Origin of the sequence: Burkholderia sp. BCC0398 (assembly GCF_902833245.1) — a bacterium.
Classification (GTDB): Bacteria; Pseudomonadota; Gammaproteobacteria; order Burkholderiales; family Burkholderiaceae; genus Burkholderia; species Burkholderia sola.
In genome coordinates this window covers 252,842-272,986 of sequence record NZ_CADFEM010000012.1, presented here as the reverse complement: position 1 = coordinate 272,986, position 20,145 = coordinate 252,842, and the positions used below count along the sequence as shown (strand labels likewise).

The 20,145-nt window shown below is 66.2% G+C and carries 20 protein-coding genes, 1 tRNA gene and 1 rRNA gene; 9 read left to right on the top strand and 13 right to left on the bottom strand.

Annotated features, from left to right (window positions below; genetic code table 11):
• The 3 genes from HWX76_RS25985 to HWX76_RS25975 all read right to left on the bottom strand — a co-directional run.
• Nucleotides 1-182 (bottom strand): 16S ribosomal RNA (locus HWX76_RS25985); the annotation flags it as partial.
• A 571-nt stretch (nucleotides 183-753) separates the two neighbouring features.
• On the bottom strand, nucleotides 754-1,284 hold the full coding sequence (locus HWX76_RS25980) for a cytochrome b (RefSeq protein ID WP_172843425.1): 531 nt from the start codon (nucleotides 1,282-1,284) through the stop codon (nucleotides 754-756).
• Complete coding sequence (locus HWX76_RS25975) at nucleotides 1,284-2,369, bottom strand: catalase family peroxidase (protein WP_176016555.1); 1,086 nt, start codon at nucleotides 2,367-2,369, stop codon at nucleotides 1,284-1,286. The genes HWX76_RS25980 and HWX76_RS25975 overlap by 1 nt, the downstream gene beginning before the upstream one ends.
• Before the next feature lie 158 nt (nucleotides 2,370-2,527).
• Between HWX76_RS25975 and HWX76_RS25970 the strand changes: the two genes are divergently transcribed.
• Entirely contained in the window at nucleotides 2,528-3,049 is a 522-nt protein-coding gene (locus HWX76_RS25970; protein ID WP_089487994.1) for a sigma-70 family RNA polymerase sigma factor, read from the top strand.
• Nucleotides 3,046-3,804 (top strand): anti-sigma factor, encoded by a 759-nt coding sequence (locus HWX76_RS25965; protein ID WP_176016554.1) that lies wholly within the window; start codon nucleotides 3,046-3,048, stop codon nucleotides 3,802-3,804. The genes HWX76_RS25970 and HWX76_RS25965 overlap by 4 nt, the downstream gene beginning before the upstream one ends.
• Before the next feature lie 491 nt (nucleotides 3,805-4,295).
• On the opposite strand, the gene HWX76_RS25960 is transcribed toward HWX76_RS25965, so the two are convergent.
• The 3 genes from HWX76_RS25960 to HWX76_RS25950 form a co-directional block, all read right to left on the bottom strand.
• The gene (locus HWX76_RS25960) at nucleotides 4,296-4,613 is read right to left on the bottom strand and encodes a hypothetical protein (RefSeq protein ID WP_176016553.1); all 318 of its coding nucleotides are present in this window, start codon (nucleotides 4,611-4,613) and stop codon (nucleotides 4,296-4,298) included.
• A 133-nt stretch (nucleotides 4,614-4,746) separates the two neighbouring features.
• On the bottom strand, nucleotides 4,747-5,067 hold the full coding sequence (locus tag HWX76_RS25955) for a hypothetical protein (RefSeq protein WP_089488066.1): 321 nt from the start codon (nucleotides 5,065-5,067) through the stop codon (nucleotides 4,747-4,749).
• A gap of 31 nt (nucleotides 5,068-5,098) precedes the next feature.
• Nucleotides 5,099-5,359, bottom strand: a complete 261-nt coding sequence (locus HWX76_RS25950) for a hypothetical protein (RefSeq protein ID WP_124631948.1) — start codon at nucleotides 5,357-5,359, stop codon at nucleotides 5,099-5,101.
• Nucleotides 5,360-5,949: 590 nt separating this feature from the next.
• On the opposite strand from HWX76_RS25950, the gene HWX76_RS25945 reads away from it, so the two are divergent.
• Nucleotides 5,950-6,026: transfer RNA gene (locus tag HWX76_RS25945), tRNA-Val, on the top strand.
• Between the two features lie 320 nt (nucleotides 6,027-6,346).
• Entirely contained in the window at nucleotides 6,347-6,862 is a 516-nt protein-coding gene (locus HWX76_RS25940; protein WP_050015720.1) for a DUF2628 domain-containing protein, read from the top strand.
• Nucleotides 6,863-6,952: 90 nt separating this feature from the next.
• Here the strand turns inward: HWX76_RS25940 and HWX76_RS25935 are convergent, their stop codons facing one another.
• Both HWX76_RS25935 and HWX76_RS25930 read right to left on the bottom strand, forming a co-directional pair.
• Nucleotides 6,953-7,834, bottom strand: a complete 882-nt coding sequence (locus HWX76_RS25935) for a sigma-70 family RNA polymerase sigma factor (RefSeq protein WP_176016552.1) — start codon at nucleotides 7,832-7,834, stop codon at nucleotides 6,953-6,955.
• On the bottom strand, nucleotides 7,834-8,310 hold the full coding sequence (locus HWX76_RS25930; protein ID WP_124594471.1) for a carboxymuconolactone decarboxylase family protein: 477 nt from the start codon (nucleotides 8,308-8,310) through the stop codon (nucleotides 7,834-7,836). Before HWX76_RS25930 ends, HWX76_RS25935 begins: the two co-directional genes overlap by 1 nt.
• Nucleotides 8,311-8,891: 581 nt before the next feature.
• Between HWX76_RS25930 and egtB the strand changes: the two genes are divergently transcribed.
• The 5 genes from egtB (at nucleotide 8,892) to HWX76_RS25905 (ending at nucleotide 12,607) form a co-directional block, all read left to right on the top strand.
• Nucleotides 8,892-10,118 carry an ergothioneine biosynthesis protein EgtB gene (gene egtB, locus HWX76_RS25925; protein WP_176016551.1) on the top strand — a complete coding sequence of 409 codons (1,227 nt, stop codon included), beginning with the start codon at nucleotides 8,892-8,894 and terminating at the stop codon, nucleotides 10,116-10,118.
• The gene (gene egtD / locus HWX76_RS25920) at nucleotides 10,102-11,115 is read left to right on the top strand and encodes an L-histidine N(alpha)-methyltransferase (RefSeq protein WP_050015726.1); all 1,014 of its coding nucleotides are present in this window, start codon (nucleotides 10,102-10,104) and stop codon (nucleotides 11,113-11,115) included. The genes egtB and egtD overlap by 17 nt, the downstream gene beginning before the upstream one ends.
• Before the next feature lie 292 nt (nucleotides 11,116-11,407).
• Nucleotides 11,408-11,710, top strand: a complete 303-nt coding sequence (locus HWX76_RS25915; RefSeq protein ID WP_050015728.1) for a hypothetical protein — start codon at nucleotides 11,408-11,410, stop codon at nucleotides 11,708-11,710.
• Nucleotides 11,711-11,747: 37 nt separating this feature from the next.
• Nucleotides 11,748-12,002 (top strand): hypothetical protein, encoded by a 255-nt coding sequence (locus HWX76_RS25910; protein ID WP_176016550.1) that lies wholly within the window; start codon nucleotides 11,748-11,750, stop codon nucleotides 12,000-12,002.
• Between the two features lie 233 nt (nucleotides 12,003-12,235).
• The gene (locus tag HWX76_RS25905; protein ID WP_176016549.1) at nucleotides 12,236-12,607 is read left to right on the top strand and encodes a hypothetical protein; all 372 of its coding nucleotides are present in this window, start codon (nucleotides 12,236-12,238) and stop codon (nucleotides 12,605-12,607) included.
• A 250-nt stretch (nucleotides 12,608-12,857) separates the two neighbouring features.
• On the opposite strand, the gene HWX76_RS25900 is transcribed toward HWX76_RS25905, so the two are convergent.
• From HWX76_RS25900 to fliP, 5 genes are all read right to left on the bottom strand, one after another.
• Nucleotides 12,858-15,890: a DEAD/DEAH box helicase family protein gene (locus HWX76_RS25900; RefSeq protein ID WP_176016548.1), complete on the bottom strand. Its 3,033-nt coding sequence runs from the start codon at nucleotides 15,888-15,890 to the stop codon at nucleotides 12,858-12,860.
• The gene (locus HWX76_RS25895) at nucleotides 15,890-17,908 is read right to left on the bottom strand and encodes a site-specific DNA-methyltransferase (RefSeq protein WP_089488003.1); all 2,019 of its coding nucleotides are present in this window, start codon (nucleotides 17,906-17,908) and stop codon (nucleotides 15,890-15,892) included. The genes HWX76_RS25900 and HWX76_RS25895 overlap by 1 nt, the downstream gene beginning before the upstream one ends.
• Before the next feature lie 353 nt (nucleotides 17,909-18,261).
• Nucleotides 18,262-19,044, bottom strand: a complete 783-nt coding sequence (gene fliR, locus HWX76_RS25890; protein WP_176016547.1) for a flagellar biosynthetic protein FliR — start codon at nucleotides 19,042-19,044, stop codon at nucleotides 18,262-18,264.
• Nucleotides 19,045-19,067: 23 nt separating this feature from the next.
• Nucleotides 19,068-19,340 carry a flagellar biosynthesis protein FliQ gene (fliQ, locus tag HWX76_RS25885; protein ID WP_006401718.1) on the bottom strand — a complete coding sequence of 91 codons (273 nt, stop codon included), beginning with the start codon at nucleotides 19,338-19,340 and terminating at the stop codon, nucleotides 19,068-19,070.
• Nucleotides 19,341-19,356: 16 nt separating this feature from the next.
• Nucleotides 19,357-20,118, bottom strand: a complete 762-nt coding sequence (fliP, locus tag HWX76_RS25880; protein ID WP_089488010.1) for a flagellar type III secretion system pore protein FliP — start codon at nucleotides 20,116-20,118, stop codon at nucleotides 19,357-19,359.
• Nucleotides 20,119-20,145: the final 27 nt, after the last annotated feature.

Genomic DNA, 20,145 nt, shown 5'->3' with positions numbered 1-20,145 from the left:
GATCGTATGCGGTATTAATCCGGCTTTCGCCGGGCTATCCCCCACTACAGGACATGTTCCGATGTATTACTCACCCGTTCGCCACTCGCCACCAGGTGCAAGCACCCGTGCTGCCGTTCGACTTGCATGTGTAAGGCATGCCGCCAGCGTTCAATCTGAGCCAGGATCAAACTCTTCAGTTCAAACCTGTTACTGTTTTCGGTTCCATAGAACCGGTCGCTCACTCAAAGCTGACAGGAATATGAATCACTTCATAAACCTGACTTACTTTAGTGTGAGACTCTTGATACTTTCGCTATCTGATCCGAGGATCAGCTCGCTGCCATCAAGCGCCCACACTTATCGGCTGTTAATTTTTAAAGAGCATTCTGCGAGGAACTTCGTGTTTCCCGGCAGCGCTGCATTTTCAGCAGCAGAGAAGCGAGATTATCAACCGTTTTTTGAAACTCGTCAACAACTTTTTTAACTACTTCGTTGCGACGACTGCGGTTTAATTTCGCGTGCACTGGAATCGATAAAACCGACTTCAACAGCACCGCTTCCCTCTTCTTCCCCCGCGCTGCGTTTCCGTTAGCGCGAAAGAGGCGTGATTCTAAGCACCTGCCCCCGTCTCCGCAACCCCTTTTGTGAAATATTTTTGACGTGCTATGGCCGGGACCGCCGAGCACTTCCCAGTGCTCATATATAAGACGACACGGCAGGCGCAGGTCGCCCTTGGACAGCCCCGCCGTATCGAACGCACCCTTCCGTCGATTACCGCCCCACCATCGCCCTCACCACGCCGTCCCGCCGAATCAGCCCGTGATACAGCGCCGCCGCAAAGTGCGCGAGGAACGTCAGGAAGAAGAGATAGGCCAGCACGCGATGCGCGACCCGAAGCCACGCGAACGTCACCGGATCGGCCGACACTAGCGCCGGCAGTTGCACGCCGCCACCCAACGTCACCGGATACCCGCCCGCCGACAGCATCGCCCAGCCGATCAGCGGCATCGCCACCATCAGCGCATACAGCACGAGATGCGACCCGTGCGCGGCCACCTTCTGCCACCACGGCAGATCGTCGGGCAACGCCGGCGGCTTCGACAGCATCCGCACCACGATCCGCACGCACACCAGCACCAGCACGGCCACGCCCAGCGGCTTGTGAATCGCCACCAGGATCTCGTGCCGCCCGGAAACCGACGCCACCATCCCCACTCCGATGAACAGCATCGCGAGAATCATCGCGGCCATCACCCAGTGCAGCACCCGCGCCGGCAAACTAAACGTCGTCGAAGCCTTCATCACCGTCCCTCCCCACTCACTCGCGCCACGCCTGCCACGCCGGCCTCTTCACTCGTGCGCCGCAGATACGAATCCGCATACGCGGCCGAACGCGCCGCCAGCAACGGATCGCCCGACACCTGAATCCCCTGCGGCAGCACCGTCGGGTCGTAGTTCACGTCGCGGCACGGGCCGCTGTCCTGCGCCTCCACGCGATCGAGCACGAGCGTGCCCGCATCGATCGTCGTGCGCTGCGCGGGCCAGATCTTCGTCGCGTCGTCCACCGGGTCGCCGGGCTCCGCCAGCGTCACCAGCAGCTTCCACTTCTGCGGGCCGGCCGCGATGCGCTGCGTCACGTCCTGTTGCAGCACGTTCGGATCCGCGGCCGTCGCGACGTCGCCGGCGCCCGCCGTCTGCTCCGGCACGACGCGCCACCGCACCGCCTGGCGCTTGCCGGCCGCATCGACGAAGTAGAACGCGTTCAACCCGTAATAGCTTTCGGTGACGTAGCTCGCGCTCGGCTTCGCACCCTTCACCCATTGCAGGAACGCGCCGGCTTCCGGATGCGCGCCGAAGAACGCCTTCACCTTCGCCGGATCGGGCTTGCCCGTCTTCGGATCGGGCCGGGTCGCGAGCGTCTGCTCGTAGAACGCCTGCGGCGTCGCCACCGGAAACACCGGCATCGCGTTCATCCCGGTCCGCCATTGCTCGCCGTCCGGCGCGGTGAGCTTCAGCGCGAGGCTGCGGATCGGCACGCTGCTGTCCGGCGCATAAGGGTTCCCGCCCGGCAACGCGAAGCGCCCGACCACCGGCGTGCGCACCGCCTTGAAGAACGGCGCGACCGAATACGCGCTCGCGGCGCCGTTGCCTTCGAAATAGCCGGTCACGCACACGCCCTTCGCGTGATTGCGCCGGTAGCCGGCATGGATGCCGCTGTTGGTCTGCAGCGCGTCGACGAGCCGGTGCGGGGTCAGACGCGCCGGCGCGAGCCATCCGCCGGCATACCCGAACGCCGCGGCCACGCCGGCCACCGCGCCACCGATCACGGCCCAGCGCCACCACCCGCGCCCAGGCTCGCGCTGCGGCGAAGAAGAAGATTGCTTCATGAATGCACTCCCGATCGTCAGATCATTGTCGAACGCGTGTAGGACGCCGCCCACGCCGCTTTATTCCACGAAGAATTTTTTCGTATGCTGGAGGGAATAACCGATGCCGGCCGGCGTCCTACACGGCATCCACGACCCTTTCGGCAACCGGCCCAGCCATGCCCTCCACCGCCCTCGACGACGAAGCATTGCGCGAACTCATCCCCAGGCTGCGACGCTTCGCGCTCTGGCTGGCGCGCGACGTCCATGCAGCCGACGATCTCGTCCAGTCGACGCTCGAGCGCGCGTTGTCGCGCTGGACGAGCCGTCGCGACGACGCATCGCTGCGCAGCTGGCTCTTCACGATCCTGTACCGGCAGTTTCTCGATGGCAAACGCAGCGCGAAGCGCTACGCGTGGCTGCTTGGCCGCATCGGCGACGACGACGAAGCGCACTGGCCGTCCGCCGAACGCGAATTCGCGGCGCGCGCGACGCTCGAAGCGTTCGGCCGGCTCTCGGACGAGCAGCGCAGCCTGCTGCTGCTCGTCGCGGTCGAGGGCTTCACCTATCAGGAGGTCGCCGACCTGCTCGAGGTGCCGATCGGCACCGTGATGTCGCGGCTCTCCCGCGCGCGCCAGGCGCTGCGCCAGCTCAGCGACGGTGAACTTCCCGCTCCTTCCTTGCGGTTGATGAAAAAATGAACACGCCTCCGAACGAACATGACCTTCAGGCCTATGTCGACGGCCAACTCGACGACGATGCGCGCGCCGCGGTCGAGCGCTATCTCGCGCTGCATCCGGCGCGCGCGGAACAGGTGAAGCAATGGCAACAGGACGCGCAGCGGTTGCGGGCCGCGCTGGAGAGCGTGCGGATGCCGGCCGATAACCCTGCGCTGGATCCGGCGGCGATTCGCGGCCGGCGGGCCGAGCGCTCCCGGATGCGGTTCGCGATGGCGGCTTCGTTCGTATTCTGCGTCGGGCTCGGGACGTTCGGCGGCTGGCAGGCTCGCGGGTGGAACGCGGCGCCGCCTATCGCGCCGATGAGCGATGCGGTCAAGGCTTACCAGATGATGGCGGTCGATCGGACGGCCAAGGTCGATTACCGGCCGACCGGTGCGGGCGATTTGCAGGGATGGCTCACCAAAGGCGTGGGCGCATCGGCGAAGCTGCCGGATTTGAGCGCGGCGGGGTTCAGGCCGGTCGGTGGACGGTTGTTCACGACGGACAGCGGGGCGACTGCTGCGATGGTGCTCTATGAGGATGATGCGGGACGGACGCTGAGCTTCTATCTCCGGCCGGCGGAATCGGGACATCGGCTGCTGCCGAACGGGCAACGCGTGGATGGCGCGCTGCTCGCGCGGTATGGATCGGTGAATGGGCTCAACTATGCGGTGGTCGGACCGGCGGGGAGTCTTGCCGAGAAGGCAGTCGTGCAGGCGCTCGATCAGCAGACTTGAAGCGGTAGGATGCGCGCCCGGCTGGCGGTTGGTCGTGGCCGTCAGCGCCTTTTGTGGGGCGGCTTGGCGGGCTTGAACGGGCGCATGCTCACCGCTCGAATGCACAGCGTTTCGACTGACTTTCCTCGGCAGTTATTCACATCGACACCGCGCCGGCGCCCTCACCTTTAAAATCACAGGGTTTCGAGTCGCCGCGGAACCGGATATCCACATATCTCCTGCTGGTCCCGCAGGTCGCCTTCGGTCGGTTCGCTCACCTTTGACGTGCACAGCGTTTCGGGTTGTTTTGGGCGTCGATATCCACAAGGCATTCGACTTCCAGACGTCGCGCGCGATTTGTTCGCTGCCCTCTTTCATTGTCGGCAAAGCCTTGTCAGGTCGGGCATTCAGGCCGACAGGACCATCGAAACCGGAATGCTCACCGATCGGGGGCACAGGGTTTCGACTGGATCGTGCGCCGGTTATCCACACACCGCCGCTCGCGCTTCCGGTCACTTCGTCCCGACTATCCCGAGAATCTCGCCGGTTTCCGGCGCGATGACGCAGTGGATCGACTTTCCGAGCCGGTTTGCGTTGCCCAGCCCGCGCATGCCCGGAATCAGCTTCGCCACGAACGTGATGGTGATGACATCATCGTCTGGTCCGGGATCCACCGTGAATGCCCTTTTATCCGTGATACAGATCTCGAAGCTGCGCAGGTCCTGCCCGGTCGCCGCAAAGTCTTCGTAGGCAGTTTTCAGGCCGGGCAGCGTCGCGGTGTTGAGCGTGACCGAACACCGGTCGATCGTGCCGAAATTCGATGTGCTCATCGTCTTCTCCGAATTTCACCGCCTGTCTTCCGATAACAATCGCCCGCGCAGGCGGATGTTCCATCCCGTGTCATGGTTCCTGAAGCACGGGTGTCGCCCGGGTCCTGCTTCGGTTTCGTCATGTCGTTCGACGTCATCCGATGACGAATTGCGTCGGCCCGCGCCATGCAACCGAACGGTACCCGCTTCGAACGACGCCGATCTCCCGGTAATACTCGACGAGTGCCTGCGGGCTCCAGTCGCGGCCTGCGGGAAACAACGCATCGAGATCGATAAGCGCGGCGACGAGCGCCTGGCGATCGGTATCGTCTGCGATCGCGCGTTCCCACCGATCGGATTGGCGAGCGAAGCCCAACCGGATCAGCCCCTCGACCGCAGCCGCCATGTCGGTCACGACGACCGCAATGTGGCCGGCAATGTCCGTCGCCAGCATCTCGTCGACGGGCGCCTTCATCGCGCGCATCGTCCAGTGTCACCCGCTGTGATCACCTTGCCTCCTTCGTGAGCCATCCAACGATCTTCGCGACGTCCTCGCCGGACAGCATGCCGACACGATCAACAGACACCTCGTAGTCGAGATCGAACTTCACGTTGAATCGCTCGCCGTTGTAGCGGCAACACAGGACCTCGGCTTCCGGTATCGATACGCGTCGCTCCAACACGATGTCGCCCGGATGGTGCTGCATCCGGCGTACGACGGTGTCGATATCGAGCGCCTGGAGATGGGTCGACGAAGCATGGGTCATTGGCCGCGAACCCGTTCGTCGGGCGTTTGCATTCTGGATGCCGGCGATTCTACAGACATGAAGACTCGCGCACCGATCGACGCGCTTCACAGCGTTCCGTTTCGTTTGTCAGCTCGCTGCACGCAGTGCATATCCTGAGCGGATCACAGTCGACGGACTGTGCTTATCCAAAGGTGTTAACAGGGTTCGTATATATACGTAGTGATAGTTAACAAGCTCTGTGCCCCACAGTGGATAACCTCCGTAACGCACTGAATTTTCAACGCGAACCGAAATGCATAACCCTGGGTGCGCGACGTGAACAGCGTCCGGCAGCACAGAACAACTTTTCGTCGATTCACAGCCGCGCCGACATATCCTCAATCGTTCCACTGTGAATCCAGAGACTTCCCGGACGGTTATCCAGAGGGCAATGTGGATAACACCACAGCACATCGACGCGTTTTGCTGTGATGCGTGGAGACGAAGCCCGCGTCCGCAGCATCGCTGCACGACATCGATCGTCGGCACGCATGCGCGGCCCCTTTCAAAAAATTTTCACGAAGGGGCTTGTGCTGCCCCAAAACCCTCTCTATAATTCGCGGCTTCTTAGGCTCGTAGCTCAGTTGGTTAGAGCACCACCTTGACATGGTGGGGGTCGTTGGTTCGAATCCAATCGAGCCTACCAACGAACAAAATGAAGGGGTCCGGCAGCACAACTTGCCTACAGGCAACGCGGCTCGCCAACATACAAACGCCACGCGGCAACCTCGCGTGGCGTTTTTCTTTTCCGGTCCGAAACAACGCAAAACAACGCATGAAGCCCCGATGCGTTGCGCGATACACGGCCCGGCATCGCATCGTCACGAACCATCCGATCCGCCACACAACTGCCGCTGCACGGCGCGTAGAATCGTGTGCGCATCGACGCGGCGGCTTCGCCCGTCATCCGACTTCCACCACATCAAAACAACGACGCGCGATCCGCGCGACTGAGAGCACACGATCATGTCCGAGGCCACGACCGCCGCATCATCGGCAAGCAACGACGAAATCGCCGCTTACGTCGGCAAGAAGGCCGCCTGGTACGAACGAAAATGGGCGATCGCCGACTCGCGCAAGAGCCGGCAATCGTGGAACTGGGCCGCGTGCTTCCTGGGCCCGGCCTGGATGGCGTATCGATGCATGTACTGGCAGGCGGCCGCCGTGCTTGCCGCCACGCTCGGCATCACGCTGCTCGAGTTGCTGTACTTCCCGACATACTTCGAATCGAGCACGCTCGACCCGATCACCATCGGGATCGCGGTCTCGCTCGGCTGGTGCGGGAACAGCCTCTACAAGCGATACGTCGAACGCCAGATCGAAAAACTGCGCCCGCACGCGACGTCTCGCGAATCGTTTCTCGCGCTGCTCGAGGCGCAAGGCGGCACGAACTGGCTGGCGGCGGCCGGTTTCGCCGTCGCGACGCCGCTGCTCGGCGTGCTGTTGTACATGATCGGCAACGTCGGAGGCGCGACGTACTGATCGCGATATCCGGCGATTGGAAAACGCAGGGCAAAAAGAAGAGGGCGGCGCCGGCGGGCACATCGCATACGGCGCATGCTCGCGCCGCGCTCAATGCAGATGCTTCAATTTGTCAGGATTCCGCACGACATAAATCGCGACGATCTTTCCGTCGTCGATCTCGAGTGCCGTCGTCTGCAGCTCGCCGTCGGCTTCCAGCGTGACGAAACCCGGCAGCCCGTTGATGAACCCGGCCCGCACGAGCTTCGACGCATGCGTCGCGAACAGCTCGGCCAGGTATGCATGCACCCGCATCACCCGCTCGAAGCCGAACACCGGCTTGCCGGCCGCGGGCCGCTTGCCGCCGCCGTCCGAATGCAGGCTCACGTCCTCGGCGAGCAGCGCGCCGAGCGCGCGCATGTCGCCGCTGCGTGACGCCGCGAAGAACGCTTCGGCCAGTTCGATCCCGCGCTGCTTTTCGACATGAAAACGCGGTCGCGCCTCGCGCACGTGCGTGCGGGCCCGCGCGGCGAGCTGCCGGCAGGCGGCCGGGTCGCGCTGGATCGTCGTGGCCACTTCGTCGAATTCGAGGCCGAACACGTCGTGCAGCAGGAACGCCGCGCGTTCGAGCGGCGACAGCCGTTCGAGCGCGAGCAGCAGCGGCAGCGTGACGTCGTCCGGTTCGTTTTCCTCGACGACCGGCTCGGGCAGCCACGGGCCGATATAGGTCTCGCGCTGGTGCCGCGCGGACTTCAGCTGGTCGAGGCACATGCGCATCACCATGCGGCGCAGGAACGCCTCGGGCACGCGCACCTCGGTACGGTCGACGTCCATCCAGCGGATGAACGCGTCCTGCACCATGTCCTCGGCATCCGCGACGGAACCGAGCATCCGGTATGCGACGCGGATCAGCGTGCGACGCAGCGGATCGAAGCTCGCCGCCGCGTCGGCCCGTTCGTCGGCGTGGCTGCCGACCGGGTCGAGGCTCGGCATCAGGCCACCATCTTCGCGGCGGCGGCCTTCGCGTCGGCCGGGTCGACCCATAGCCCGAAACCGACGGCGAGCCGGTTCCAACCGTTGATCACGTTGATCATCACCGTGAGTTTCACCTGTTCCTCCTCGCTGAAATGGTCGTTCAGCGTCGCATAGGCGGCTTCGTACGCGGCGTGGCCCTCCGACAGCCGCGTGAGCGCCTCGGTCCAGCCGAGCGCCGCGCGCTCGCGGTCGGTGTAGCAGGGCGCTTCGCGCCACGCGGACAGCAGGTAGATGCGCTGCTCGGTCTCGCCTTGCTCGCGCGCCTCGACGGTGTGCATGTTAAGGCAGTTCGCGCACGCGTTGATCTGCGACGCGCGGATCTTGACCAGCTCGATCAGCGTCGGCTCGAGGCTCCCGGCAGCGGCGACCGACACGGTCATCCAGCTCTTCATCAACGCGGGGGCGGCGGCAAACGGATTGAGTTTCGCAGTCATGGTTCCTTCTCCTTTCGTGTGGGTTCCGCCGATATGACGAGCGAGCACCCCGCGCGTGTGACATCGATGCAAAAAATTTTTTGCGGCCGGAGAAGAAAGCGACGGCACGCAAAGGGTGGAGCCGTAGAGCCGGGCACCCGGAAGGTCGCGATATCGACTGACGAATCGGCTGCCTGACGCCGCGCCTCGGGCGCACGCGCGCCATCGACCTTTCACGCATGCCGAGCGGTTGTCACCGGACGTCAGTAGGGCGCAGCCGCGGGCACGCGGGTTGCCTCCGTCGGCCGAACCCCGTCACGACAGGCATCGGCCGTTCCTGAAACGCGCGACGCCCACCCCACGTATGCTTTCATTTTTCTTTCGCCTTCGTTTCATCCGAAATCCGATTCGCGACGTTCACATTTCTGGACCATACTGTTCTGCACGGGCAGATGAAGTGAAGCCGCATGAGCGGCCCGGCGCGCGCGCCGGCTGCCCGACGACGCAGCAGCAAATCGCCCGTCAGCCGCGCGCATCCCAGCGCAAGGCTTTCCCTTTTCCGGCAACGCAACGCAGCGAATCGCGACGTGAACGGTAAACCGATGAGCCTTCTTGCATCACAGCTTCAGCGCCGTTACCAGGACGTGCGCGCCCACAGCGTCGCGTTGACCGCGACGCTGTCCCCCGAAGACCAGGCCGTGCAGTCGATGCCCGACGCGAGTCCGACGAAATGGCATCTCGCGCATACGACCTGGTTCTTCGAAACCGTCGTGCTGATGCGCCGCGTGCCTGGCTACGCGCCGTTCCACGACGCCTTCCAGTTCCTCTTCAATTCCTATTACGAAGCGCTCGGCCCGCGCCATCCGCGGCCGCAGCGCGGGCTGCTCACGCGTCCGTCGCTGGACGACGTGCATGCGTACCGGCAATACGTCGACGACGCGATGCTGCGCGCGCTGGCCGGCGCCGATGCGGCGCTGCTCGACGCGATCGCGCCCGAGCTCGTGCTCGGCCTGCATCACGAGCAGCAGCACCAGGAGCTGATCGTCACCGACATGCTCCATGCGTTCTCGTGCAACCCGTTGAAGCCGGCGTTCCGGCCGCGTACCGGCGCCGAGGCGGAACACGCGCTCGCCGCGGGCGATGCCGGCCCGCTGCGCTGGCTGCCTCAACCGGGCGGGCTCGTCGAGATCGGGCACGACGGCGATACGTTCTCGTTCGACAACGAACGGCCGCGCCACACCGCACTCGTGCGGCCGTACGAGATCGCGAACCGCCTGGTGACGAATGCGGAATTCGCGGCGTTCGTCGCCGACGGCGGCTATACGCGCCCCGAGTTCTGGCTGTCCGACGGCTGGGCCACGGTGCAGCGGGAAGGGTGGCAAGGGCCCGCGTACTGGATCCCGGACGACGACGATGCAGCCGCCACGCGCGTGCGGCGCACCTTCGGCCTGCACGGCGTCGAACCGCTCGCGCCCGACGCGCCAGTGTGTCACGTGAGCTTCTACGAGGCCGCCGCGTATGCAGAATGGGCCGGCGCGCGGCTGCCGACCGAATTCGAATGGGAAACCGCGTTCGCGGCCGACGGGATCCGGCAAATGCTCGGGCACGTCTGGCAGTGGACGCGTTCGTCCTACGAGCCCTATCCGGGCTTTCGGCCGCTCGCCGGGGTCGCGGCCGAATACAACGGCAAGTTCATGGTCGGCCAGCAGGTCCTGCGCGGCAGCAGCATCGCGACGCCGCCCGGGCACGAACGGCCGACGTACCGCAATTTCTTTCCGCCGGCGGCACGCTGGCAATTCACGGGGGTGCGACTTGCGCGAGACGTCTGACCTGACGGCCACGAGCGGTGGCCTGCAACCCGCCCGCGATTCGCGGCCGAGCGCGTTCGAGCGCGACCTGATCGACGGACTGTCGCGCACGCCGCGCAGCATCCCGCCGAAATACTTCTACGATGCGGCCGGCTCCGCGCTGTTCGACCGCATCTGCGAACTGCCGGAGTACTACCCGACGCGCACCGAGCTCGGCATCCTGCGCGATCGCGCGGCCGAGATCGTGCGGCGCGTCGGCCCGCATGCGGACATCGTCGAATTCGGCGCGGGTTCGCTCGAGAAGATCCGCGTGCTGCTCGACGCGTTCGCGGACAACTACGCGAACGCGCCGGCGCGCTACGTGCCGGTCGACATCTCCGCCGATTACCTGCACGGTGCGGCCGCGCGGCTGCGTGCGGCCTATCCGTGGCTCGACGTCGCGCCGCTCGCTGCCGACTACACGAAGGCCGAGCAACTGGCCGGGCTGACCGAAACGCCGCGGCGACGCATCGGCTTCTTTCCCGGCTCGACGATCGGCAACTTCTCGCCGGAAGAGGCCGACACGTTCCTGCGTGACGCCGCACGGCTGCTGCGCGGCGGCGGCCTGCTGGTGGGGGCCGACCTCGTGAAGGACGAGCGCACGCTGCATCACGCGTACAACGACGCGCAGGGCGTGACCGCGCAGTTCAACCTGAACCTGCTGGTGCGCGCAAACGCGGAGCTCGGCGCGGATTTCGACGTCGACGCGTTCTCGCATTGCGCGTTCTACGACCGCGAGCGCCAGCGCATCGAGATGCATCTGGTCAGCGACGTCGCGCAGACCGTGCACGTGCGCGGCCACGTGTTCCGCTTCGAAGCCGGCGAGCGCATCCACACGGAGAACTCGCACAAGTTCACGATCGACGGCTTCCACGCGATCGCGCGCCGCGCCGGGTTCGCACCCGATACCGTGTGGACCGATGCGGACAACCTGTTCAGCGTGCACTGGCTGCGCAGCGTCGACGATATCCGCGCGTAACGCGCGCCGTTGCGAGCCGCCCGCGCCGCGGGGTGAGGGCGGTTCGCTCCCCGTGCACACCGGCGGGTTCGATCCGATCGCCGGTTTCGTGCCGAAAATTCCCTTTTTACCGACCCGGTGCATCGCTGCAACGGTGTCCGGAACGTCGCCTTTCCCTTGCTCCATAAGGCTTTGCGGGCACCCGTAAACGTCCGTTACCTGTCTCGCATACCCGTTTCACCTGTGTCAGCGTCCGGTGCCTAGACTCCGAACCGTAGTCACATGACGCACGACACGTGCAGGGAGTCGCGAAATGAGCAAGAAACTTATTCTCGGTGCAGTTCTCGGTGTAGCGGCGCTGGCAGCTTCGGGCGTCGCGTCGGCCCACGTCGACCTGTCGGTCGGCATCGGCGTGCCGGGCGTCTACACGGCGCCGGCGCCCGTCTATGTGGCGCCGCCGCCGGTGATGTACGCGCCGGTCGGCTATCGCGACTACGGTTGGCGCGGCGACGGCTGGCGTCAGCGCGAATGGCGCGAACGCGAATGGCGCCGCCATGAATGGCGCGAGCACGAGTGGCGCGAGCGCGGCGGCTGGCGTGGCGGCCGCTGGGATTAAGCGGCCCATCTGATCGTCGCAAGAGGAGGATGAAAACATGATGCCCGTGCGATACATCAGGCTGTGTGCCGCCGCCGCTGTCGTTGCGCTCGCAACGATCGGCAGCGCGCACGCGGCGGGCTGCATGAAGGGCGCGGTGGTCGGCGGGGTGGCCGGCCACTATGCGGGGCACCACGCGGTGGTCGGCGCAGTCGGCGGCTGTATCGTCGGCCATCACGTCGCGAAGCAGCACGAGCAGGAGCAGGCCGCGCAGCACAAGGCGGCTGCGCAACGGATGCTGCCGGCGCAATAAGCGCCGAGCTAGCATCTTCATCGACCGGCGGAACGGCACGCGCCGCTTCCGCCTTGCAACTTCCTTGTTCGGCGACGGCCGGCCGCGCATTCCGCGCACGCAGCCGGCATACGGCAAATTGATCGGACGAATGCGCGCGATGCGCGTCGTTACGATCATTTACAACGTCGAGTCGCGCGGAAACCGCGCGTTCCTAGAATGCAATCATTCGAACACGCTCCAGGGAGCAAACAATGAAAACCCAACGATATCTGTCCGTGCTGGCAGCCGCGCTGCTCGCACTGGGTGCCGTCTCCGCGAATGCGGCAGCCGGCGGCAATGGCGGTGGCAATGGCGGCGGTCACGGCGCAGGCGGGATGGGCGGGATGGGTGGCAACGCGGGCGGCATGTCGGCCGGTCACATGAGCGGCCAGGCGCTGAGCAACTCGAACGGCTTCAGTGCGGGCGACCGCGACAAGGGCCTCGCGCGCGCGGCCGACCGTTCCGACACGATCGCCGATCGCGCGGGCACGCAGCCGGGCCGCGGGCATACGCACAGCCATACCACGCACGGCAAGACGTCCACGCCTCACACGCACCGCAACGCGTTCGGCCGGACGCTGTAAGCCGGCGCACGCAGGCCGGAGAAGGGCGCTTCGGCGCCTTTTTTTCATTGCGGCGGCACAAGCGACACAAGCGGCTGAGGCGACCGTCGCGCCGAAACGTCGAACCGACCCGATTTGCAACCAGCCGTAACTGGGCCGCCCCGCCCGCCATCATACGAACCGCTTTCACGCGCTTGACGGACGGATTCGACGGGGGAAGAAGGACACCGCCGGCCCATGAAAAAAGGGCGGCTCGTCGCCGCCCTTCGTGTTACCGCCCGCCGCCCGCCGGTGGCGCAATCGCGGCCGGTTCGAACAGCGCATCCGCCTGCCCGACGCGCACGAAGCGCGCCGCGCCGTCACCCTCGACCAGCGCGCGGAAATGCGCTTCGCCGCACGCGAGCTTCGCGCGCTCGTGCTCGCTCGGCACGTGGCCGTCCGCATTCGGCGTATCGACGACGAAGTACAGCCGCTCGCCGCCGTCCTGTTCCGCGAGCACGGCCCAGTCCGGGTGATAGCTGCCGAGCGGCGTCTGCACGCGGAACCACGCCGGCAGCTTCGCGTACAGCTTCACGCCGTCGTGCGCTTCGAGCGCATCGGCGAACGCGCGCTCGGCGTCCGTCTCGCACACGACCGCTTCGTGGATCGACTTGCGCGCGTCCGGCCGCAGGTTGCGCAGGTAGCCGGTCAGCGCCTCGCTCTCGAACGATTCGAGCGCATGCACGTGGCGCTCGCCGAGCTTGCGGTACGCGATGCCGGCAACCAGCGCGAGCCGCTTGCAGCGGTTGATCGCGTCGGCCGCGACCGCGATGAACTGCTGCGGATTCACGCGAAAATCGTCGAGCCGGCCGCTGTCGGCAAGAATCGTCGCGAGCGACCGACGCGTGAGCTGCGTGCGGTCCTGCAACTCGGTGAGCAGGTCGGGCAGCGGCAACTCGCCTTCGTCGAGCAGCACCGTGCCGGCGCCTGCTACTTCGATCGCCTCGATGCCGGCCTTGCCGATGTCGATCTCGGCCTTGCGCCACTGCAGCCGCGCGCGCGCGATGTCCGGCGCGTCGCGCAGCGCGGCCGCGCAGTCGCGCACCAGCTTCGCGTTGTCGAACTCGACGCGGTACACGGTGCGATGGCGGATGCGGTCCCACAGCGCGCGGAAATCCTCGCCGAACACGACGGCCTTGCCCGACGCATCGCGCCGCAACGCGATCGCGCGGCGCTCGTCGGCATTGCGCACCGCGAAGCGGCCCGACAGCTTGCGCAGCGTCGCGACGATCGGCGCGCGCAGTCGCTCGAACGCGTCCGGCAGCACGAGCGCGCTCTGGCGCAGCGCATCCTTCAGCCGGTCGAGCACCTTGCCCTGCGCGTCGACGTAGCCCTGCTCGTGCAGATGGTTCCACAGCACGCGCGACAGCTCGATGCCGAGCGCATGCGCGGGGCCGTCGTCTTCCTGCACCGGCAGCGCCGCGAACTGGTGTTCCTCGACGATCCCGAACCGGATGCCCGTATCGGCCTCGATTTCCTTCTGCAGGTTCTCCGCGAACGACTCGTAGCGCTCGGTCGCGATCACGGTGAGCGTGTTCACGCCCGCGTCGCGCACGCGTTCGCCGTCCTGGTCGACCGCGAGGCGCAGCCCGCGGCCGAGCGTCTGGCGGCGCTCACGTTCGGTCTGGATGTCGCGCAGCGTGCAGATCTGGAACACGTTCGGGTTGTCCCAGCCTTCCTTCAGCGCCGAGTGCGAGAAGATGAACTTGAGCGGCGTGTCGAACGACAGCAGCGCTTCCTTCTCGCGCATGATCAGGCCGTACGCGCGTTCCGCGTTCTCGCGGGCCGCCGCGCTGCTTTCGCTCGTGTCGGTCCAGCCGCCCTTGCGGTCGATCGAGAAGTAGCCGTTGTGTGCGCGCTCGACTTCCAGCGCGACGTCGACGCCGTCGAACAGCGCACGGTAGGCCGGCACGCGCGCCGCGCGCGCATATTCCTCCTCGAAGATCAGCGCGTAGTCGCCCTTCACGGGCACGCCGTTCTCGTCGTAGCGGCGATAGCGTTCGACCGAATCGACGAAGAACAGCGACAGCACCTTCACGCCGCGCTCGGCGAGGCGCAGCTCCTTGTCGAGATGCTCGCGGATCGTGCGGCGGATCATCTCGCGCTGCACGGCGAGCGTGTCGATGTCGCCGAACGCCTCACCGAGCGACAGGAACGCCTCGCCTTCCGGATGGCGCAGCTCGACGTATTCGGCGCCCTTGACCGCATGCACTTCGCCGATCCGCAACCCCGCGTACAGCGCGCGCTTGGTCAGGCGCTCGAGATCGTCGCCGTCGGTGGCCGACACGATCTGGCGCTTCACGCCGGCCGCGGTCGCGACGTCGAGCTCGACGCGCGCGCTGATCGCGCCGCGCCGGTTCGACACGCCGACGAGCCGCACGTACGGCTTGTTGTGCGCATCCTCGACGATCGCCGACGCGATCTCGATCTGCTTGACGAGCTTGCGCTCGTACGCGTCGACCGCATCGAGCCGGTACACCATGTGGTGGCGGTCGACGTGCGTGGCCGAATAGCGCAGCGTGCAGAGCGGCGCCATCGCGGCGAGCGCTTCGCGCCCGCGCCCTTCGAGGCCGCCGTCGACGCTTTGCGGTTCGTCGACGATTACGATCGGCCGCGTCGCGCGGATCAGGTCGATCGGCTTCTCGCCGCCGGTCTTCTCGCTGTCCTTGTAGAGGTTGTTGATCTCTTTCTTGTTGATCGCGGCGACCGTCATCACCATGATCTGGATCGCCGCGCTCGCCGCGAAGTGGCGCACCTGGCCGAGCTTCGCGGAGTCGTAAAGGAAGTAGTCGTACGGCACGCCCGCGTACAACGCACGGAAGTGATCCTCGGTGATCGACAGCGTCTTGTGCACGCCTTCCTTGATCGCGATCGACGGCACGACGATCACGAATTTCGTGAAGCCGTAGCGGCGGTTCAGCTCGAAGATCGTGCGCAGGTACACGTAGGTCTTGCCGGTGCCGGTCTCCATCTCGACGGTGAAGTCGCGCGAGCCGGGCAGGCCGGACGGCGGCAGCCCGCCGCGCAACTGCACGTCGGCGAGATTGCGTGCGAGCGCGTCGTCGGTCAGCGACAGCCGGTTACCGACGCCTTGCTCGGACACCGCGAAGCCGAGCGAGCCTTGCGCGGCGGCCGTCGTGCCGGGCGCGGCGTTCGCGAGCACGCTGAAGTCGCCACGATACGATTCCTGCCCGCGAAACAGGTCGCAGACGGCGTCGATCGCCTCGCGCTGGTAGTCGAGATCCGCTTCGAAATGCAGCCGCATCACAGGCTCCGCACGCGCTTCACGCCGTGCTGTTCGAGCAGCGCGGCGAGATTGAGCTTCGCGACGTCGTCGACGAAGCCGCTGTCGCGGAACAGGCACGTGACGTCGCGCGACGCGCCGGTCGCATCCAGCAGGTCGACGATGCCGTCGGCGAGCGGGCCCGCGTCGTCGCGCGAAATGCGCGCATCGAAGCACGCGACGATCGCGCGGCCGATCAGGTGCACCGTCTTGCCGGCCACCTGGTGATGCTCGACCGGCGTGCACAGGTCGAGGCCGAGCTTCAGCGTCAGCTCGGCGAGCAGGTCGTCCTCGGTGCGGCCGGTCTTCACGTGTTCGACGGACGCGAACAGCGCATGGTCGAAGTCGTCGCGGCGCGGGTCCCACTCGATCACGTTGGTCGTGTCGAGCCGGTACACGCGAAAACCCAGGTCGCCATAGCTTTCCGGATAGTCGCGCGCGACCTGCTGCGCGGCGCGGCGCAGGCGTTCCTTCGTGATTTCGGCGAGCGTCAGCGGCTTCTTCAGCTTCGCGCAGAAATCGGCGGCTGCCGTCTGCGTCTTGTCGCGTCGGTCGAGCGCCTCGGGCAGCTGCACGAGGATGTAGCGGCGCGCGCCGCCGTCGGTCGCGTTCACCTGCATCACCGCGTGGCCGGTCGAGCCGGAGCCGGCGAAGCAGTCGAGCACGATGTCGTCGCCGCGCGTGCACCAGCCGATCACGGCGGCCGCGAAGTCGACCGGCTTCGGCAGGTCGAACGGGATGCCGAGCGTTTTCAACAGCGCGTCGTCGGAGCCCGCGAACGGCAGCACCGACGGCACGTTCTCGTACATGTTCTCGTCGAGGTAGTAGATCCGCTGCGGCTGCGTGGTTTCGTCCGGGCCGAATTCGATCTGGCCGCGCTCGAGCAGCGCCTGCATCGTCGCGGGCGGGTTGCGCCAGCCGCGCGCCGGCATCGCGCACGGCTTGCCGGTGACCGGGTGGATCAGCGGCGTGAAATATTCGTCCGGGGCCTTCTTCTTGTTCGGCCAGGCCATCGACACGAGGCGGTACACGCGGCCTTCCGCCGACAGCCGGTCGTACATCACCTCGCCGCCGGACAGGTTGGTCTGCGCCTTCATCCACGCGCGGTACGCCTTCTGCGCGTCCTTCGGGTTGCCGCTGCGGTACACCGCGTCGTGCGCGGCGTCGAGCATGCGCTGCGCATTGCGCTTCGGGCGCTTGAGCGGCGCCTGTTCGAGCAGCGTCTCGGCGTTGCGCGCGAACAGCACCAGCGATTCGTGCTGGTACGCGACGCCGCGCGCGTCGCCCTTCGGGTTGCGCTTGTCCCACACGGCCACGCCGAGCTCGTTTTCCTCGCCGAAGATCTCGCGCAGCATCAGCACGAGCGCATGCACTTCGTGCTCGTCGATGTGCACCGCGATCAGCCCTTCGTCGGACAGCAGCGCGTGCGCGAGCTTCAGGCGCGGATACATCATGTTCAGCCAGTCGGTGTGGAACCGGCCGTTCGCCTCGGTGTTGGTGCTGCGCTTCACGCCGGCTTCGGTCTGGCCCGTCATCGCCAGGTAGTGGCGGATGCTGTCGCTGAAGTCGTCCGGATAGACGAAATCGCTGCCGGTGTTGTACGGCGGATCGATGTAGACGAGCTTCACCTTGCCTGCGTAACTCTTGTGCAGCAGCTTCATCACGTCGAGGTTGTCGCCCTCGATCACCAGATGGCGCGTGTCGTCCCACGCGACGCTGTCGTCGGGGCAGGGCCGCAGCGTGCCCGTCGACGGCGTGAGCGCGGCCTGGCGAGCGGCGCGCTTGCCGTGCCAGTGAAAGCCGTAGCGCTCGTCGGCGTCGCCGACCGTGCGCTCGCCGACCAGCGCCTTCAGCACGTCGACGTCGACCGACGCGCCGTCCGGGCCTTCGGTCACGAGTTCGGGGAACAGCGCCTTCAGGCGCGCGACGTTGTCGGCGGTGAAATCCGTCGACATCGCCTGCGGGCTGGCCGCATCGAGTTTCTGCATCGTCTTTTCCATCGGAGCCCGGCCGCGCGCGCCAGGACGTCGGGCGCGCTCACGGCACCGGCGGCAATGGCCGCCCGGGCAAACCCGAAACGCTAGCGAGTCGGTCGGCGCAGGTCAAGCACCGATGTGCGACGAACGTGCTTGTATCGGCCGCGATCGCCCGCCGGACGGGCTGGAAGCGGGTTCGGGCCGGTTGTCGCACGGGGCGGGCGGTGGGCGCGCCGCGGGCGGTCGGCGCCGCGGTGGAAAGGACGAAAAAAGGGGCACGGTCGGAATCAAATGCCGGGGTGCCAGCAGGGAGAATCGCGGAAGGAAAGTGCGGCCCGAATGAGGCAGAAGAGGATCTATGTGCGTCGACAGGGCGCCTACCGCCACCCGATCAACACCCGCCCCATCGCATCGACCCCCATGTCGAACAGGTGCGACACGAACGGCACGAGGTTCGGGATCATCAGTTGCACGAGCAACAGCCCGACGATCAGCGTGACGGGAAAGCCGATCTGGTACATGCCGATCTGCGGCGCCGCGCGGTTCAGGATGCCGAGCGCGAGGTTCGCGATCAGCAGCGCCACGACGACCGGCAGCGACAGCAGCAGCCCCATCTCGAACACGGTCGCGCCGAACGCGGCGAGCGTGCGCCAGCCCGGCGCGTGCAGCAGCTCGGCCGACACCGGCAGCGACTGGAACGACGCGGCGAGCGCGGCGAATACCTGCAGGTGGCCGTCCACGGCGAGGAACGCGAGCATCGCGACCGCGTTCAGGAACCGACCCATCGCGGGCGTCGCGCCGTTCGAATGCGGATCGAAGAAGGTCGCGAAGCCGAGCCCCATCGACAGCCCGATGAAGTCGCCGGCCGCTTCGACGGCCGCGAACACGAGCTGCATCGTGAAACCCATCGCGACGCCGATCAGGAATTGGTTGACGAGGATCCAGATGCCCAGCGCGGAGAACACGGTGACGTCCGGCATCGCGCCGAGCGTCGGCGCGACGACGAGCGCCATGAACGCGGCGACGCCGATCTTCACGCGCACCGGCACGGCCGCGTGGCCGACCATGGGCGCCGTCGCGACGAGCGCGAGCATCCGCACGAACGGCCACAGGAAAGCCGTCAGCCAGCCGTTGAGCTGCGCATAGGTGACCGAGAACATCGTCGCCGGGTGCTGCGCGCGGCTCAGCCGGCGCCGAGCGTCGCGACGTGCAGCAGCGTCTGCCGCAGGTAGTCGAGCATCGTCGTCAGCATCCACGGGCCGGCTATCACGAGCGTTGCGGCGACCGCGAGCAGCTTCGGGATGAACGACAGCGTCGCTTCGTTGATCTGCGTCGCGGCCTGGAACAGGCTCACGACGAGGCCGACCGCGAGCGCGACCAGCAGCAGCGGGGCCGCGAGCAGCAGGCCGACCATCATCGCCTGGTGCGCGAGCGTCATCACTTGTTCAGGCGTCATCGCGTGGATCCTCCGCTTACGTGAAGCTCTGCGCGAGCGAGCCGATCAGCAGTTGCCAGCCGTCGACGAGCACGAACAGCATCAGCTTGAACGGCAGCGACACGGTGGACGGCGACACCATCATCATCCCCATCGACATCAGCACGCTTGCGACGACCATGTCGATGATCAGGAACGGGATGAACACCGTGAAGCCGATCTGGAAGCCGGTTTTCAGTTCGCTCGTGACGAACGCGGGCACCAGCAGCGACAGCGGCACGTCCTCGGGACCCTGCATCGGCGCGGCCTTCGAGATCTTCGCGAACAGCGCGAGATCGGTCTCGCGGGTCTGCTTCAGCATGAAGGTCTTGAACGGCGCAACGCCGCGCTGCACGGCCTGCTCCATCGGCATCGAGCCGTCGGAGAACGGCTTGTAGCCGTCGTTGTACGCGCGGTCGAGCACCGGCGACATCACGAAGAAGGTCAGGAACATCGCGAGGCCGACGAGCACCTGGTTCGGCGGCGTCGTCGCGGTGCCGAGCGCCTGGCGCAGCAGCGACAGCACGATGATGATGCGCGTGAAGCTCGTCATCATCAGCAGCATCGCCGGCAGGAACGACAGCATCGTGAGCAGCAGCATCGTCTGCACGCTCAGCGAATAGGTGGTGCCGCCGTGCGGGCCCGGGCTCGCATTGAACGCGGGCAGGCCGTTCGCCTGCGCGCACGCAAGCGCGGGCGCGAGACAGAGGATCAGCACGGGCGCGACACGCGCCGCGTGATGCAGGAATGCGTGTTTCATCGGAGTGCGGAGACGGAAAGAGGGCGC

Bases quoted from the DNA above. Each gene is read 5' to 3' on its own strand.
- HWX76_RS25980 (WP_172843425.1), bottom strand. From the start codon at position 1,284: ATGAAGGCTTCGACGACGTTTAGTTTGCCGGCGCGGGTGCTGCACTGG.
- HWX76_RS25975 (WP_176016555.1), bottom strand. From the start codon at position 2,369: ATGAAGCAATCTTCTTCTTCGCCGCAGCGCGAGCCTGGGCGCGGGTGG.
- HWX76_RS25970 (WP_089487994.1), top strand. From the start codon at position 2,528: ATGCCCTCCACCGCCCTCGACGACGAAGCATTGCGCGAACTCATCCCC.
- HWX76_RS25965 (WP_176016554.1), top strand. From the start codon at position 3,046: ATGAACACGCCTCCGAACGAACATGACCTTCAGGCCTATGTCGACGGC.
- HWX76_RS25960 (WP_176016553.1), bottom strand. From the start codon at position 4,613: ATGAGCACATCGAATTTCGGCACGATCGACCGGTGTTCGGTCACGCTC.
- HWX76_RS25955 (WP_089488066.1), bottom strand. From the start codon at position 5,067: ATGAAGGCGCCCGTCGACGAGATGCTGGCGACGGACATTGCCGGCCAC.
- HWX76_RS25950 (WP_124631948.1), bottom strand. From the start codon at position 5,359: ATGACCCATGCTTCGTCGACCCATCTCCAGGCGCTCGATATCGACACC.
- HWX76_RS25940 (WP_050015720.1), top strand. From the start codon at position 6,347: ATGTCCGAGGCCACGACCGCCGCATCATCGGCAAGCAACGACGAAATC.
- HWX76_RS25935 (WP_176016552.1), bottom strand. From the start codon at position 7,834: ATGCCGAGCCTCGACCCGGTCGGCAGCCACGCCGACGAACGGGCCGAC.
- HWX76_RS25930 (WP_124594471.1), bottom strand. From the start codon at position 8,310: ATGACTGCGAAACTCAATCCGTTTGCCGCCGCCCCCGCGTTGATGAAG.
- egtB (WP_176016551.1), top strand. From the start codon at position 8,892: ATGAGCCTTCTTGCATCACAGCTTCAGCGCCGTTACCAGGACGTGCGC.
- HWX76_RS25915 (WP_050015728.1), top strand. From the start codon at position 11,408: ATGAGCAAGAAACTTATTCTCGGTGCAGTTCTCGGTGTAGCGGCGCTG.
- HWX76_RS25910 (WP_176016550.1), top strand. From the start codon at position 11,748: ATGATGCCCGTGCGATACATCAGGCTGTGTGCCGCCGCCGCTGTCGTT.
- HWX76_RS25905 (WP_176016549.1), top strand. From the start codon at position 12,236: ATGAAAACCCAACGATATCTGTCCGTGCTGGCAGCCGCGCTGCTCGCA.
- HWX76_RS25900 (WP_176016548.1), bottom strand. From the start codon at position 15,890: ATGCGGCTGCATTTCGAAGCGGATCTCGACTACCAGCGCGAGGCGATC.
- HWX76_RS25895 (WP_089488003.1), bottom strand. From the start codon at position 17,908: ATGGAAAAGACGATGCAGAAACTCGATGCGGCCAGCCCGCAGGCGATG.
- fliR (WP_176016547.1), bottom strand. From the start codon at position 19,044: ATGTTCTCGGTCACCTATGCGCAGCTCAACGGCTGGCTGACGGCTTTC.
- fliQ (WP_006401718.1), bottom strand. From the start codon at position 19,340: ATGACGCCTGAACAAGTGATGACGCTCGCGCACCAGGCGATGATGGTC.
- fliP (WP_089488010.1), bottom strand. From the start codon at position 20,118: ATGAAACACGCATTCCTGCATCACGCGGCGCGTGTCGCGCCCGTGCTG.